The organism is Micromonospora sp. NBC_00330 (assembly GCF_036136635.1).
GTDB classification, from domain to species: domain Bacteria; phylum Actinomycetota; class Actinomycetes; order Mycobacteriales; family Micromonosporaceae; genus Micromonospora; species Micromonospora salmantinae.
Map to the genome: position 1 here is coordinate 852,502 of NZ_CP108012.1, position 13,976 is coordinate 866,477.

At 71.9% G+C, this 13,976-nt stretch carries 12 protein-coding genes; 10 read left to right on the forward strand and 2 right to left on the reverse strand.

Annotated features, from left to right (window positions below; all coding sequences use genetic code 11):
• Positions 1-31 precede the first annotated feature (31 nt).
• From OG598_RS03935 to malQ, 5 genes are all read left to right on the forward strand, one after another.
• Positions 32-1,318, forward strand: coding sequence for an ABC transporter substrate-binding protein (locus tag OG598_RS03935; RefSeq protein ID WP_328653050.1), 1,287 nt, complete (start codon positions 32-34; stop codon positions 1,316-1,318).
• On the forward strand, positions 1,315-2,298 hold the full coding sequence (locus OG598_RS03940; RefSeq protein ID WP_328653051.1) for a carbohydrate ABC transporter permease: 984 nt from the start codon (positions 1,315-1,317) through the stop codon (positions 2,296-2,298). The genes OG598_RS03935 and OG598_RS03940 overlap by 4 nt, the downstream gene beginning before the upstream one ends.
• Position 2,299: 1 nt before the next feature.
• Positions 2,300-3,136: a carbohydrate ABC transporter permease gene (locus OG598_RS03945; RefSeq protein WP_124816208.1), complete on the forward strand. Its 837-nt coding sequence runs from the start codon at positions 2,300-2,302 to the stop codon at positions 3,134-3,136.
• A gap of 10 nt (positions 3,137-3,146) precedes the next feature.
• The gene (locus OG598_RS03950; protein WP_124858596.1) at positions 3,147-4,355 is read left to right on the forward strand and encodes an ABC transporter ATP-binding protein; all 1,209 of its coding nucleotides are present in this window, start codon (positions 3,147-3,149) and stop codon (positions 4,353-4,355) included.
• Between the two features lie 225 nt (positions 4,356-4,580).
• Positions 4,581-6,581 (forward strand): 4-alpha-glucanotransferase, encoded by a 2,001-nt coding sequence (gene malQ / locus OG598_RS03955; protein ID WP_328653052.1) that lies wholly within the window; start codon positions 4,581-4,583, stop codon positions 6,579-6,581.
• Between the two features lie 11 nt (positions 6,582-6,592).
• Here malQ and OG598_RS03960 read toward each other — a convergent pair whose 3' ends face one another.
• Entirely contained in the window at positions 6,593-7,702 is a 1,110-nt protein-coding gene (locus OG598_RS03960; protein WP_328653053.1) for a winged helix DNA-binding domain-containing protein, read from the reverse strand.
• Between the two features lie 138 nt (positions 7,703-7,840).
• Between OG598_RS03960 and OG598_RS03965 the strand changes: the two genes are divergently transcribed.
• From OG598_RS03965 to wrbA, 4 genes are all read left to right on the forward strand, one after another.
• A complete protein-coding gene (locus OG598_RS03965; RefSeq protein WP_328653054.1) occupies positions 7,841-8,233 on the forward strand; it encodes a hypothetical protein in 393 nt (130 codons plus the stop codon).
• Between the two features lie 64 nt (positions 8,234-8,297).
• Positions 8,298-9,056 carry a HipA family kinase gene (locus tag OG598_RS03970; RefSeq protein WP_328653055.1) on the forward strand — a complete coding sequence of 253 codons (759 nt, stop codon included), beginning with the start codon at positions 8,298-8,300 and terminating at the stop codon, positions 9,054-9,056.
• Positions 9,053-9,421, forward strand: coding sequence for a DUF3037 domain-containing protein (locus OG598_RS03975; RefSeq protein WP_130402437.1), 369 nt, complete (start codon positions 9,053-9,055; stop codon positions 9,419-9,421). Before OG598_RS03970 ends, OG598_RS03975 begins: the two co-directional genes overlap by 4 nt.
• 291 nt (positions 9,422-9,712) lie before the next feature.
• Positions 9,713-10,330, forward strand: a complete 618-nt coding sequence (gene wrbA / locus OG598_RS03980) for an NAD(P)H:quinone oxidoreductase (RefSeq protein ID WP_238686701.1) — start codon at positions 9,713-9,715, stop codon at positions 10,328-10,330.
• 87 nt (positions 10,331-10,417) lie between these two features.
• Here the strand turns inward: wrbA and OG598_RS03985 are convergent, their stop codons facing one another.
• Positions 10,418-12,340, reverse strand: coding sequence for an anthranilate synthase family protein (locus OG598_RS03985; protein WP_328653056.1), 1,923 nt, complete (start codon positions 12,338-12,340; stop codon positions 10,418-10,420).
• Positions 12,341-12,545: 205 nt separating this feature from the next.
• On the opposite strand from OG598_RS03985, the gene OG598_RS03990 reads away from it, so the two are divergent.
• The gene (locus tag OG598_RS03990) at positions 12,546-13,958 is read left to right on the forward strand and encodes an FGGY family carbohydrate kinase (protein WP_328653057.1); all 1,413 of its coding nucleotides are present in this window, start codon (positions 12,546-12,548) and stop codon (positions 13,956-13,958) included.
• Positions 13,959-13,976: the final 18 nt, after the last annotated feature.

The window sequence follows — 13,976 nt, forward strand, 5'->3', positions numbered from 1 at the left end:
CCGGTCTTTCGCCGAGGAGAGGGGGAGGGCGATGACGGACCCCGAAACGGCTCGACACCGACGCCGGCCGGTTGTTCGGCTGGGCGCGGCGGCTGCCGCGTTGGCACTCGTGGCGCCGCTGGCCGCGTGCGGCGCGGACGACGCTGGTGGCCCACCGACGATCAACCTGTACTACCCGCCCGAGCAGAACCTGCAGAAGGTCGTCGACGACTGCAACGCGCAGGCCCAGGGACGGTACGAGATCGCCTACCGGGTGCTGCCCCGGCAGGCCGACGACCAGCGGGTGCAGATGGTGCGCCGGCTGGCCGCCGAGGACAGCGGGATGGATCTGCTCGGGCTGGACGTCACCTGGACCCAGGAGTTCGCCAGCGCCGACTGGATCCGCGAGTGGACCGGCCAGGACAAGGCCGAGGTCGAGCAGGGCACCCTCGCCGGGCCGTTGGACACCGCCCGGTACGAGGACAAGTTGTACGCGGCGCCGAAGAACACCAACGTCCAGTTGCTCTGGTACCGCAAGGACCTGGTGCCGCAGCCGCCGACCACCTGGGACCAGATGATCAGCGCGGCCCAGCAGCTCAAGGACCAGGGCAAGCCGTACCAGGTGCTCACCATGGGCGCGCAGTACGAGGGTCTGGTCGTCCTCTACAACACCCTGGCCGAAAGCGCCGGCGGGAAGATCCTCAACGACGACGGTACGAAGGCCGTGATGGACGAGGGCACGGTCCGGGCGTTGGAGCAGCTGAAGAAGTTCGCCACGTCGGGCGTGACCTCGCCGTCATTCAGCAACGCCACCGAGGACCCGGTCCGGCTGGAGTTCCAGTCCGGCGCGGGCGCGTTCCAGGTGAACTGGCCGTTCGTCTACCCGGCTCTTCAGGAGGCGAACCCGGAGTTGGCCAAGCAGGTCGGCTGGGCTCGGATTCCGGGCATCGACGAGGGCACCCCCAGCAAGGTCACCATCGGTGGGGTCAACCTGGCGGTCAGCTCCTACTCCAAGCACCCGGAGCAGTCCTTCGAGGCGGCCCGGTGCATCCGCAGCGCCGAGCACCAGAAGTTCTCCGCCATCAACGACGGTGTGCCGCCGACCATCGAGGCGGTCTTCGACGACCCGGAGATGACCGAGGCGTACCCGATGAAGGACACCATCCTGGAGGAGTTGAAGGAGCCGGCGACGCGTCCGCTGACCCCCGCCTACCAGAGCATCTCCACAGTGATGTCGGCGATCCTGTCGCCGCCGTCCGGGATCCGCGCGCAGCAGACCGCCGACGAGCTGCGCGGCGCCATCGCCGATGCCCTCCAGTCCAAGGGGGTCCTGCCGTGAGTATCAACGCCACGCCGACCGGTGCTGACGTCGCCGCCGAGGAGACCCGCCGGCCCGCCGCCGTACCGAAGCAACGTGGTGGCCGTCGCAAGCCCCCGTTGAGCGAGAACAAGAAGGCCGAACGCCGACTCGGTCTGCTGCTCTGCGCGCCGGCCGCGCTGGTCATGATCGCGGTGACCGCGTACCCGATCATCTACTCGGTCTGGCTGTCGTTGCAGCGCTTCGACCTGCGCTTCCCCGACCAGCGTGAGTTCATCGGGCTGGAGAACTACGTCACGGTGCTCACCAACGAGTTCTGGTGGACCGCGTTCGGGGTGACCATGCTGATCACGGTGGTCACCGTCGCCGTCGAGCTGGTGCTCGGCATGGGCCTGGCGATCATCATGCACCGCACCATCATCGGCCGCGGCCTGGTCCGGACCTCGGCGCTGATCCCGTACGGGATCGTCACAGTGGTCGCCGCGTTCTCCTGGCGGTACGCCTGGACGCCCGGCACCGGCTACCTGGCCGACCTGTTCAGCGACGGCGCGCCGCTCACCGAACGGGCCAGCTCCCTGGCGATCATCATGCTGGCGGAGATCTGGAAGACCACCCCGTTCATGGCGCTGCTGCTGATGGCCGGCCTGGCGCTGGTCCCCGAGGACCTGCTCAAGGCGGCCTCCACCGACGGCGCGACCGCCTGGCAGAAGTTCACCAAGGTGATGCTGCCGGTGATGAAGCCGGCGATCCTTGTCGCGTTGCTGTTCCGCACCCTGGACGCGTTCCGGGTCTTCGACAACATTTTCGTGTTGACCGCCGGAGGCAACGAGACGTCGTCGGTGTCGATGCTCGCCTACAACAACCTGATCCGGGGTCTCAACCTCGGCATCGGTTCGACGATGTCGGTGCTGATCTTCATCACCGTGGCGATCATCGCCTTCGTCTTCGTGAAGGTGTTCGGCACCGCTGCCCCGGGCAGCGACGACGGAGAGAGGCGCTGACATGGCTGTCGAAACCACTACCAGGGCAAAGCTGCGCTGGGGTCTGCTCGACGTCCTCGTGGTCGTCTTCGCGCTGGTCCCGGTGCTGTGGATCGCGTCGCTGTCGTTCAAGACGCCGGCCACCCTCACCGACGGGAACTTCATCCCCCGGGAATGGACGCTGGACAACTACCGGACCATCTTCGACACCGACCAGTTCGTCCGGGCGCTGGTCAACTCGATCGGCGTCGCGCTGATCGCCACGCTGGTCGCTGTGGTGCTCGGCGCGATGGCCGCGTACGCGATCAGCCGACTGGACTTCCCCGGTAAGAAGCTGCTGGTCGGCGTCTCCCTGCTGATCGCGATGTTCCCGCAGGTGTCACTGGTGTCGCCGCTGTTCGAGATCGAGCGTCAGCTCAAGATCTTCGACACCTGGCTGGGGCTGATCCTGCCGTACATCACCTTCGCGCTGCCGTTGGCGATCTACACGCTGTCGGCGTTCTTCAAGCAGATCCCGTGGGATCTGGAGAAGGCCGCGAAGATGGACGGTGCCACCCAGGGGCAGGCGTTCCGGCGGGTGATCGCGCCACTGGCCGCGCCCGGGCTGTTCACCACGGCGATCCTGGTCTTCATCTTCTGCTGGAACGACTTCCTGTTCGCCATCTCGCTGACCTCGACCGAGCGGTCCCGCACGGTGCCGGCCGCGTTGTCGTTCTTCACCGGCGCGTCGCAGTTCGAGGACCCGACCGGGGCGATCTGCGCCGCCGCCGTGGTGATCACCGTGCCGATCATTCTGTTCGTTCTCTTCTTCCAGCGTCGCATCGTGTCCGGTCTGACCTCCGGCGCGGTAAAGGGATAGGTGGGTAGTCATGGCTGACATCGTGCTGGACAAGGTGAGCAAGAGCTTCCCGGACGGGACCGTCGCCGTGCAGGACGTCGACCTGGAGATCGCCGACGGCGAGTTCGTGATCCTGGTCGGGCCCTCGGGCTGCGGAAAGTCCACCACCCTCAACATGATCGCCGGGCTGGAGGACATCAGCTCCGGTGAGCTGCGCATCGCCGGGCAGCGGGTCAACGACAAGGCCCCCCGGGACCGGGACATCGCCATGGTGTTCCAGTCGTACGCGCTGTACCCGAACATGACGGTGCGGGAGAACATGGCGTTCCCGCTGCGGCTGGCGAAGCTCGACAAGGAGACCATCGACCGCAAGGTCGACGAGGCGGCGAAGGTGCTGGAGCTGACCTCGCTGCTGGACCGCAAGCCGGCCAACCTCTCCGGTGGCCAGCGTCAGCGGGTGGCGATGGGCCGGGCGATCGTCCGCCAGCCGAAGGCGTTCCTGATGGACGAGCCGTTGTCCAACCTCGACGCCAAGCTGCGGGTGCAGATGCGCACAGTGGTGTCCCGTCTGCAGAAGCAGCTCGGCACCACCACCGTCTACGTCACCCACGACCAGACGGAGGCGATGACCCTCGGCGACCGCGTGGTGATCATGCGCGGGGGCGCGGTGCAACAGGTCGGACCGCCACAGGAGCTGTACGACCACCCGAAGAACCTCTTCGTGGCCGGGTTCATCGGCTCGCCGTCGATGAACTTCCTGCACGCCGCCGTGCAGGACGGCGAGCTGCACACCGCCCTGGGCACGGTGCCGATCGGTGATCGGGTCCGCCGGGAGCTGGAGGCGGCCGACGCGCCCCGTGAGCTGATCCTCGGCATCCGACCCGAGCACTTCGAGGACGCCGAACTGGTCGACGACGACACCCGTCGGCGGGGCATGGAGTTCGAGGCGCCGGTGGACATCGTCGAGTCGATGGGCTCGGACAAGTACGTCTACTTCACCGTCGAGGGGGAGAAGGCCAGCGCCGCTGAGTTGGAGGAGTTGGCCGCCGACGCCGGCGCCGCCGACTTCGCCGGCGCCGGCGGCAACCTGGTGACCCGGTTGTCCGCCGAGTCCCCGGTCGCCGAGGGGCAGACGCGGCGGGTCTGGTTCAACCTGGAGAAGATCCACCTGTTCGACCCGGCCAACGGCCGCAACCTGACCCTGCACGAGGGTCGAGCCGCCGGCGCGCTCGCCGACTGACGGCCCATTTCGCGCCGATCTTGCACTTTCGGTTGTCGACATGGGATGGATTGCCAGTTGTGTCGGGACAGGAAGTGCAAGATCGACGAGGGCGGGGGGCGGGGCGGGGCGCGCGGGGCACGGCGCGCGGGGCACGGCGCGCGGGGCACGGCGCGGCTGTGTCCTGCGGTGTTCGGGTGGGCATGGCAAGGTGGTCGCAGGTCGCGTCGTGAAGCGGGGGAACGGATGAACCGACGATTGGCCGCGCTGGCCAACGCGCACGGTGTTTCCACCTGGTACGAGGATTGGCGGCACCGCCGCGTCGCTGTCGCACCGGAGACCGTGGTGGGAGTGCTGGGGCTGCTCGGCGTGGACGCCACCAGCCCGTCGGCGATCGCCGACGCGCTCGCCGCCGCCCGCGCTGTCGACCGGAACGCCCTGCCGGAGACGGTCGTGCTCACCCACGGGCGCAGCCGGGCGCTGCCCGGCCCCGGGGTGGTGACCCTGGAGGACGGTGGCCGCCGCGCTGTCGACGGTGAGCTGCCGGCGGACCTGCCGCTGGGTTGGCACCGGCTGGCCTGCGCCGACCGCGAGGTGACACTGGTGGTGGTGCCGCGCCGACTGCCGGTGCCACCGTCGAGCTGGGGGTGGATGCTCCAGCTATACGCGCTCACCTCGGAGCGTTCCTGGGGCATGGGCGACCTCGGTGACCTCGCCGAGTTCACCGGGTGGGCCGGTGACACCGGTGCGGGGCTGGTGCTGCTCAACCCGCTGCACGCCGTCGGGCCGGCGCACCCGGTGGCCACCTCACCGTATTCGCCGGCCAGCCGACGCTTCGTCAATCCGCTCTACCTGCGGGTCAGCGACACCGCCGCATACCGGGCGGCCGACCCGGCCACCCGTGCGGTGGTCGACGCGTTGCGTCCCGACCGGGGGGCCCTGATCGACTATGACGAGGTGTGGGCCGCCAAGCGACGCGCCCTGGAGCTGCTGCACCCGTACGCCCAGCCGGTGGACCTTGCCGCGGACCCGGCGCTGACCAGCTTCGCCACCTGGTGCGCGCTCGCCGAGCGGCACGGCAACGACTGGCGGGCCTGGCCGGCGGAGCTGCACCACCCGGACGCTCCGGCGGTCGCCGAGCAGCGTCGGCGCCTCGCCGACCGGGTCAGCTTCCACGCCTGGCTGCAACACCTCTGCGACGAGCAGCTCGACGCCGTCACGGCGGCGGCCCGCTCGGCGGGGATGCCGGTCGGTGTCGTGCACGACCTGGCCGTCGGCATCGACCCGGGCGGCGCGGACGGGTGGCAGCTCGCCGACGTGCTGGCCCAGGGCGTGCGGGTCGGCGCGCCACCGGACGACTTCAACCAGCTCGGCCAGGACTGGGGGCTCGCGGCGTGGCGCCCGGACCGGCTCGCCGCCACCGGGTACGCCGCGTACCGGGACATGCTGCGCCGCGTCCTGCGGCACGCCGGTGGCCTGCGGGTCGACCACGTCGCCGGTCTGTGGCGACTGTGGTGGGTGCCGCCGGGCGGCGGTGCGGCCGAGGGCACCTACGTGCGCTACGACGCCGAGGCGATGCTCGGCATCCTCGCGTTGGAGGCGCACCGGGCCGGCGCGGTGGTGGTCGGTGAGGATCTCGGCACTGTCCAACCGGCGGTGACCCGAGGGTTGCGGGGGCGCAACATGCTCGGCTCGACAGTGCTGTGGTTCGCCCGCGACGAGGCCGGTGACTTCGTCCCGCCGGCCCGGTGGCCGCGCAACGCCCTCGCCACCATCTCCACCCACGACCTGCCCACCGCCCCGGGCTTCCTGACCGGTGAGCACGTGCGGGTGCGCGACGAGTTGAAACTGCTCGGCACCGACGTGGCGGTGGAGCGGGCTCGCGCCGCCGCCGATCGGGACCGACTGCTCACGATGTTGGCTGCCGAGAACCTGCTGCCCGCGCCGACGCCGGGGCCTGAGTCGGCTGAACCGGCGACGACGCCCGACGACGGCGAGGTGGTGGTGGCGATGCACGCCGCTCTCGCGGCCAGCCCGACCCGGCTGGTCGGCGTCTCCCTCTACGACGTGCTGGGCGAGGTGCGCCAACCCAACATGCCGGGCACCGTGGACGAGTATCCGAACTGGCGACTGCCGCTGCCGGCCAACGTGGCGCAGATCCGCGCGGACCCCCGGGTGGCCCGGATCGTCGACCTGCTCAGCGCCGCCCGCCCACGACCGGCCGACCCGGCGCCCCCGCAGCGGTAACCGCCGCCGGGTCAGGTCAGCCAGTCGAAGCGGGGCGGCAGCCCGAGGAAGTCGGCGTAACGCCCGAGCGCCTGCTCCACCCGGGCCCGCGCGGCGACGTCGAGCGTCGTGAGCGGCTGGATCGTCACGGTGACCGCGCTACGCCCGACCTTGCGCTTCCACACGCCCACCACCCGACCGGCGCGGACCACCGTGGCCTGGAAGATGCCGTTGTTGCCCGGCACGACGGCCGCCTGGTGGGCGGGGTCGAGCATCAACGTGCGGTCCCGGAAGCCGAGCAGATACTCGTCGAAGCCGGGCAGCGCCAACACGTCGTCCGGCGCGGCGCGTGGCGCGGCGGCCACTGCCGCGTCGACGTACATCGGAGTGCCGTCGACGCGTACCGTGCTCAGCGCGTCGTCGGCGGCGGCCAGGCCGCGCCGGGCGTCGGTCAGGGTGAGGCCGCTCCACCCGGCGAACTCGCGGTCGGTGACCGGGCCGTGCCCGCGAACGTAGCGGTGGGCGAGCACTGCCAGCGCCTCGTCCCGCTCCAGCCGGTGGGACGTGGGTGCCCACTCGTCGAGCAGGGCGAAGGTCTGCTCGGTGCCGACGTTCGGCGCCACACAGGTCACGCCGCGAACGCTCGCGTACCACAGCAGGTGGTAGCCACGCTGCCCGTCGGTGCCCAGGCCGGCTGCCCGCAGGGTGGCCAGGCACTGCGCGCGGGTGAGTCGACCGCCGCCGGCCAACGCGGCGCCGAGGACGTCCACCGCCCGGTCCGCGTCGGCATCGGTGAGCCCGAGCTGCGCGCGCCGGGTCGCCACGCCGGCCAGGGATCGTACGCCGGTCAGCTCCAGCATCCAGCGGGCGTCGGCGGGCGGGACGAGGTGCACGGTGCCCCGCATCGGCCAGGTGCGCAGCGCCTCACGCCGCTCCAACGCCGCCTGCACGTCGGCCACGCCGCGACCGGGTAGCCGGGCGCCCAGCGACCACAGCCCGCTGGCCAGATCCTGTGCCTGCATCGCGCCGAACCACTCGACCACCTCGGCGACGGTGCCGGGTCGGGCGCTGGGGTGTGGGCGCAGCAGCAGGCTGGTCATCCGCAGCGCCAACGCGTCGGCCGCGCTGAGGTCGACAGGCATCTGGCGCTCCTTTTCGTGGCCGGGCGGCCAGCCTAGGGCCGACCACCGACACTTCTGCTGGTGGGAGGCGTAACGGCGGTCGTCGGGGGAATGCGGCTCGCCGGAAGTGCGCGCGCCGCGCGTACGGAAGGGAATCTCATGACTGCCGCAAGCGAGCCGGCGCGGGGCGCCGGCGTAACGGCCGGATCCCGCGGCCATCGGGGGGACACCCGCGCGAAGACGAGCGCCGCGGCGACCTTCGCCCTGGTGTTCGGAGTGGCTGCCCTGTTCAGCGTGTTGACGGCGATCCTCGCCTGGCTGGGGTTGGTGCTCGGCATCATCGGGATCATCCTCGGCATCGTCGGCCTCAAGATGGCGCGCCGACCCGGGGTCACCGGTCGTGGCGTGTCGATCGGCGGCCTGGTGCTCAGCATCCTGGCCGTGCTGATCGGGCTCGGTCTGGCCGCGGGCATCACCACGTTCGTCAACAACGAGAACGCGGTGGACCGCCTGCAGACCCAGGTCGACAAGCTGCGCGACAAGCTCGACTGACCCGCGCGTGCCGGTCTGGGCCGGCCCGCCACCCGTGCCGGCCGGCCACAGTAGGGTGGGCGGCGTGCTCCGCCAGGTCACCGCGATCCGTTACGTCACCCCGCTGCGCGAGGGTGGGTCGCTGCCGGGCGTGGTGGAGGCCGACGACCTGGGCACCTACGTGGCGAAGTTCCGAGGCGCCGGGCAGGGGCCCAAGGCGCTGATCGCCGAGGTGATCTGCGGTGAGTTGGCGCGTCGGCTGGGGTTGCGGGTGCCGCCGCTGGTGGTCCTCGACATCGACCCGGTGATCGGGCGGGCCGAGCCCGACCAGGAGGTGCAGGAGCTGCTGCGCAACAGCGGCGGCGCCAACCTCGGGATGGACTTCCTGCCCGGGGCGCTGGGCTTCGACCCGGTGGCGCACCCCGTCGACCCGGCGCTGGCCTCCCGGGTGCTCTGGTTCGACGCGTACGTGGAGAACGTCGACCGGAGCTGGCGCAACCCGAACCTGCTCGTCTGGCACCGGGAGCTGTGGCTGATCGACCACGGTGCCTCCCTGTACTTCCACCACAACTGGCCGCGCGCCGAGGCCGCCGTGCACCGGGCCTACCGCGCGGAGGACCACGTGCTGGGGCCGTACGCGTCGCGGCTGGCCGAGGCCGACGCCGAGCTGGCCCCCCAGGTCACCCCGGAGCTGCTCACCGAGGTGCTGGCCCTGGTGCCGGGGGAGTGGTTGACCGCCGCCGACTTCGAGACGGCCGACGCGGCGCGCGGCGCGTACCTGGACCACCTGTCCCGCCGGGTCGCCCGCACGGCCGACTGGCTGCCATCGGGGAGCGGGGCATGAGGCAACCCTTCGAGTACGCGCTGATCCGGCTCGTGCCCCGCATTGAGCGCGGTGAGCAGATCAACGTCGGGGTGTTGCTCTACTGCCAGCAGCGCGACTTCCTGGCCGCGCGGACGCACCTGGACGCCGACCGGGTCCGGGCGCTGGCGCCCGACGTCGACCTGCCGGCGGTGGCCGCGGTGCTCGACTCCTGGGACCGGACCTGCTCCGGTGACGGGCCGGCGACCCGGATGCGCCTCGGTGAGCGGTTCCACTGGTTGGCCGCGCCGCGCAGCACGATGATCCAGACGGGGCCGGTGCACACCGGTCTCACCGTCGACCCGGCGGCCGAGCTGGACCGGCTGATGGCGGCCCTGGTCCGCTGAGCCGGAGCGGGGCGCGGGAGCGGATCGTCCCCTGATCGCGCTACGCCAGCGCCGTTGCCGGCGGAGCGCGATCCCCCGTTCAGGTGCCCGGTGCGGGGCGGCGGCTCGATCCCGCCGGCACCGATGGCACCAGGATCGTCGTCCGCGCGCGACGTCGGGCCGGAACGACCGGGAAGTTGCGGAAAACTTGAGCCGGCGGACCGGTAGCCGGCAGCGCCGGAGGCTGTCGTTAGAGCGCGTCCGCAACGGGTAGTCGCGGGAGCTGATCCGAGACGAGAAGGGGACACTCTGATGGCTGCCCAGACCAAGGTAGCGGTGATCTACTACAGCGCCACCGGCACCACCTACCAGATGGCGCAGGCCGTGTGTGAGGCCGCCGGGGACGCCGGCGCCGACGTGCGCCTGCGCAAGGTGCGCGAGTTGGCGCCGGACGAGGCGATCCGCTCCAACTCCGGGTGGCAGGCGCACCACCTGGAGACCCAGGACGTGCCGGAGGCGATGCTCGACGACCTCACCTGGGCCGACGTGGCGATCTTCGGTGCGCCGACCCGGTACGGCATGATCGCCGCCCAGTTGAAGCAGTTCATCGACACCACCGGCCCGCTCTGGAGCCAGGGCGGGCTGGTCAACAAGGTCTACTCCGCCTTCACCTCGACGGGCACCTCGCACGGGGGTCAGGAGACCACGCTGACCTCGCTCTTCAACGTCTTCTACCACTGGGGCGGTGTGGTGGTCACCCCCGGTTACACCGACACCAGCCAGTTCATCGCCGGCAACCCGTACGGCGCCTCGCACACGAGCAACAACGGGGAGATCGCCCCGGACGCCGTGGCGCTCGGGGCCTGCGCGCTCACCGCCCGGCGCGCGGTGCAGCTCGGCGCGGCTCTGAAGGCGGGCCTGGCCGGCTGACAGACGAGGGCGACCGGCGGCGCGGGCGGGGGCTCTCGGCCCGTCCGCGCCGCCGGTCCATCCAGCCCTACCCCCGGGCCGGGGCGACTATGCGCCTGGGCGCGTCGCGGACAGCTCGTCGGGGCGCGACGCGGGCAGCAGTTCGGTCAACAGGTCGCTGAGCACGGCCAGCCCGTCCGGGCTGAGCACCGACTCCGCGTGGAACTGCACCCCGGCGAAGCCGCGCCCGCGAAGGGCGTGCACGGCGCCGTCGTCCGGGTCGCGGGCCAGCTCCACCGGCCCGTACGCGGTGGCCAGCCGGTCGGCCTCGGAGCGGGCGGTGAACGTCGAGTAGAACCCGACCCGGCGGGTCCGGCCGAACAGCGACACCTCCCGCTGCAACCCCTGGTAGGGCGCGTCCCGGCGGTGCAGCGTCAACCCCAGCAGCCCGGCCAGCACCTGATGGCCGAGGCAGACCGCGAGGGTGGGACGGCCGGTGGTCAGCAGCCCGGTCAGCAGCGTGCGCAGCGCCAGCATCTTCGGCTCGTCCGCGCTGCCCGGGTCGCCCGGTCCGGGACCGGCGACCACCAGGTCGTAGTCGTCGACCGGGCCGCTGGCGTGCCAGGGGCGGGTGGTCACCGCGAGTCCCAACGCGCTCAGTTGGTGGGCCAGCATTCCGGTGAAGGTGTCCTCGGCGTCCACGATCAACGCCCGGCGGCCGACCAGTCCGGGCAGTCCGGGCGCGTCCGGTGAGCGCTGGTCGAGCCAGAACCGCGCCAGCGGCGCGTTGCGGGCGGCCAGCGCGTCGCGTACCGCCGGGTCGTCGGCCAGCCGCGCGACCGGCCCGCGGTCGCCGACGGACGCCGCCGGCCCGAGGCCGAGCGCGGCCAGCACCCCGGCGGCCTTGGCGTGCGTCTCGGCCACCTCGCCGGCCGCCGTCGAGTGCCGGACCAGGGTCGCGCCGACCGGCACCCGCAGCCGGCCGGTGGGGGAGATCTCGGCGGTCCTGATCAGGATCGGGGCGTCGAGCGTCTGCCGGCCGGCCTCGTCGTGGCCGAGCAGCGCCAGCACGCCCCCGTAGTAGCCCCGGCCCCGGCGTTCGTGCCGGGCGATCACCCGGCAGGCGTTCTCGATCGGGCTGCCGGTGACGGTGGGGGCGAACATCGTCTCGCGCAGTACCTCCCGCACGTCACGGGTGCCCCGCCCGGCGAGCAGGTACTCGGTGTGCGCCAGGTGCGACATCTCCTTCAGGTACGGCCCGATCACCTGCCCACCGTGCTCGGCGACGGTGGCCATCATCTTCAGCTCCTCGTCGAGCACCATGTACAGCTCTTCGGTCTCCTTCTCATCGGCGAGGAAACGCAGCAGGGCCGCCCGGTCCGCGACGCCACCGGGGCAGCGGAAGGTGCCGCTGATCGGGTTCATCATCACCAGTCCGTCGTCGACGCTGACGTGGCGCTCCGGGCTGGCGCCGACCAGCGTGCGGGTGCCGGTGTGCACCACGAACGTCCAGTACGCGCCCCGTTCGGCGATCAGCAGCCGGCGCAGCGCGGCCAGCGCGGCCCCCAGCGGCGGGCCCTGCACCGTGGCGTGCAGGGCGCGGTGGATGACGAAGTTCGCGCCCTCGCCGCGGCCGATCTCCTCGGACAGCACCCGCTGCACGGTCCGCGCGTACTCCTCGTCGCTGATGTCGAAGCCGGCATCGGTGGTGTGCACCGGTTCGTCGGGAAGCGCGGCGAGGGCGTCGGTCAGCGTGATCCGTTGGTGCTCGCGGACCTGGAGGAACTCCAGCGGGGCACCGTCGTCGACGCAGGCGAAGCCGCGCTCGGTGATCTGCCGGTACGGCACCAGGGCCAGCGTCCGTGCCCCGGGCGGGCCTGCCGGCAGCGGGAGGTCGGTGAGCTCTTCGACGGTGTCGACCGGGCCGGTGAACAGGTCCAGGTCGTCCGCGCCCTCGCGGCGCAGCAGCGCGAAGGGGCCGGGGTCGACGCCGCGCGCGACGGCGGCGAGCAGGTCGGTCAGGTGGGTCATCGGAGTCTCCGTCGGGCTGGGTGCCGCCGTCGGGCGGCCCCTGGAGCCGGGAGATCCGGCGACCGCCTCGATGGCGGCCGCGTGGATGGAGCTACGCGCGGGAGATGGCCGCCGGGTCGGCGGGCCACCAACTGGTCAACTGCGCGAGCATGTGATCCACCCTACGCGCCCGTCGGCCGGCTGGCACGGGGTAACTTGACCGGCGATGAACATTCTCGCGCTCGACCTGGGCACCTCCTCGGTACGCGGGCTGGTGCTGGACGCGGACACCCAGCCGCTGCCCGGCGCTCTGGCCCGCCGCAAGGTCGACCTCGCCATCGGCGACGACGGCACCGGCACGCTGTCCGGTCGGGACTATCTGGCGAGCCTGGTCGAGTGCCTGGACGAGCTGGCCGACTCGGGGCACCTGCACGACGTCGGCCTGGTGGCGGTCTCCGCCCAGTGGCACTCGGTGCTCCCACTGGACCGCGACGGCGCTCCCATGGGCCCGGTGGTCACCTGGCTGGACACCCGGCCCGCCCCGGTCGGACGCACCGCCGGGCCGGCCGACCCGGACGGCTTCCACCAGCGCACCGGCTGCTGGTGGCACCGTTCGTACTGGTCGATGCGGTTGCCCTGGCTGCGTGAGCAGTCCGGCACCCCGATCGCCCGGTTCGTGGGTCTGCCCGAGTACGTGCTGGGCGAGCTGCTCGACTCGGCGCCCATGTCGATCTCCCAGGCCTCCGGGACCGGTCTGCTGGACCTGCGCACCCTGCGCTGGGACGAGGAGGCGCTGACGCTGGCCGAGGCGCGACAGGAGGAGCTGCCGCCGCTGGGCGAGCTGGACTGGCACGGCCGGCTCCGGGTCGACCTGGCTCGTCGGTGGCCGCAGTTGGCGCAGGCCCGGTGGTCACCGCCGGTGGGCGACGGTGGGGCGTCGAACGTCGGCTCGGGCTGCGTCGACCCGAGCCGGGCCGCCGTCACGGTGGGCACCTCCGCGGCCGTACGGCTGATGCAGCGGATCCCGGCGGGCGAGCCGATGCCGCGCCTGCCCGAACGGTTGTGGCGGTACCGGGTCGACCACGACCACGTGGTGACCGGGGCCGCGTACGCCAACGGCGGCAACCTCTTCGCCTGGGCGGACCGGGAGCTGCGGTTGCCTCGGGGTGCTGAGCTGGACGCGGCGCTGGCGTTGGTGCCGGCGGGCGGCGGCCGGCCGTCGGATCCCCGCTTCGGTGGCGACCGGGCGCCCGGGCTGGCGCCGGCGGGCAGCGGTGAGCTGCGCGGTCTGAGTTTCAGCACCACCTCGGTCGACATCCTGGCCGGGCTGATGCAGGGGCTGTGTGAGCTGGTCGCCGAGGATCTCGGGGTGCTGGAGTCCACCATCGACAAACCGGTCGGCGTGGTGCTGGGCGGCGGTGCGGTGGCCGCCTCGGTGTGGTGGCGGCAGGCCTTCGCGACAGCGCTCGCACCGCGACCGGTGTCGCATCAACGCAACCCCGAGATCGGCGCCACCGGTGCCGCGTTGGTGGCGCTGGGGCGCTTCGGTGACGCGATCGAGCTCGCCGACATCGGCCGGACGGACGAGCTGGTTTTACCGACCACGGCAGGACGTTCCCACCCGCAGTATCCTTCCTGAACCTCGGCCTCGCCCGGG

Bases quoted from the DNA above. Each gene is read 5' to 3' on its own strand.
- OG598_RS03935 (WP_328653050.1), top strand. From the start codon at position 32: ATGACGGACCCCGAAACGGCTCGACACCGACGCCGGCCGGTTGTTCGG.
- OG598_RS03945 (WP_124816208.1), top strand. From the start codon at position 2,300: ATGGCTGTCGAAACCACTACCAGGGCAAAGCTGCGCTGGGGTCTGCTC.
- OG598_RS03950 (WP_124858596.1), top strand. From the start codon at position 3,147: ATGGCTGACATCGTGCTGGACAAGGTGAGCAAGAGCTTCCCGGACGGG.
- malQ (WP_328653052.1), top strand. From the start codon at position 4,581: ATGAACCGACGATTGGCCGCGCTGGCCAACGCGCACGGTGTTTCCACC.
- OG598_RS03960 (WP_328653053.1), bottom strand. From the start codon at position 7,702: ATGCCTGTCGACCTCAGCGCGGCCGACGCGTTGGCGCTGCGGATGACC.
- OG598_RS03965 (WP_328653054.1), top strand. From the start codon at position 7,841: ATGACTGCCGCAAGCGAGCCGGCGCGGGGCGCCGGCGTAACGGCCGGA.
- OG598_RS03975 (WP_130402437.1), top strand. From the start codon at position 9,053: ATGAGGCAACCCTTCGAGTACGCGCTGATCCGGCTCGTGCCCCGCATT.
- wrbA (WP_238686701.1), top strand. From the start codon at position 9,713: ATGGCTGCCCAGACCAAGGTAGCGGTGATCTACTACAGCGCCACCGGC.
- OG598_RS03985 (WP_328653056.1), bottom strand. From the start codon at position 12,340: ATGACCCACCTGACCGACCTGCTCGCCGCCGTCGCGCGCGGCGTCGAC.
- OG598_RS03990 (WP_328653057.1), top strand. From the start codon at position 12,546: ATGAACATTCTCGCGCTCGACCTGGGCACCTCCTCGGTACGCGGGCTG.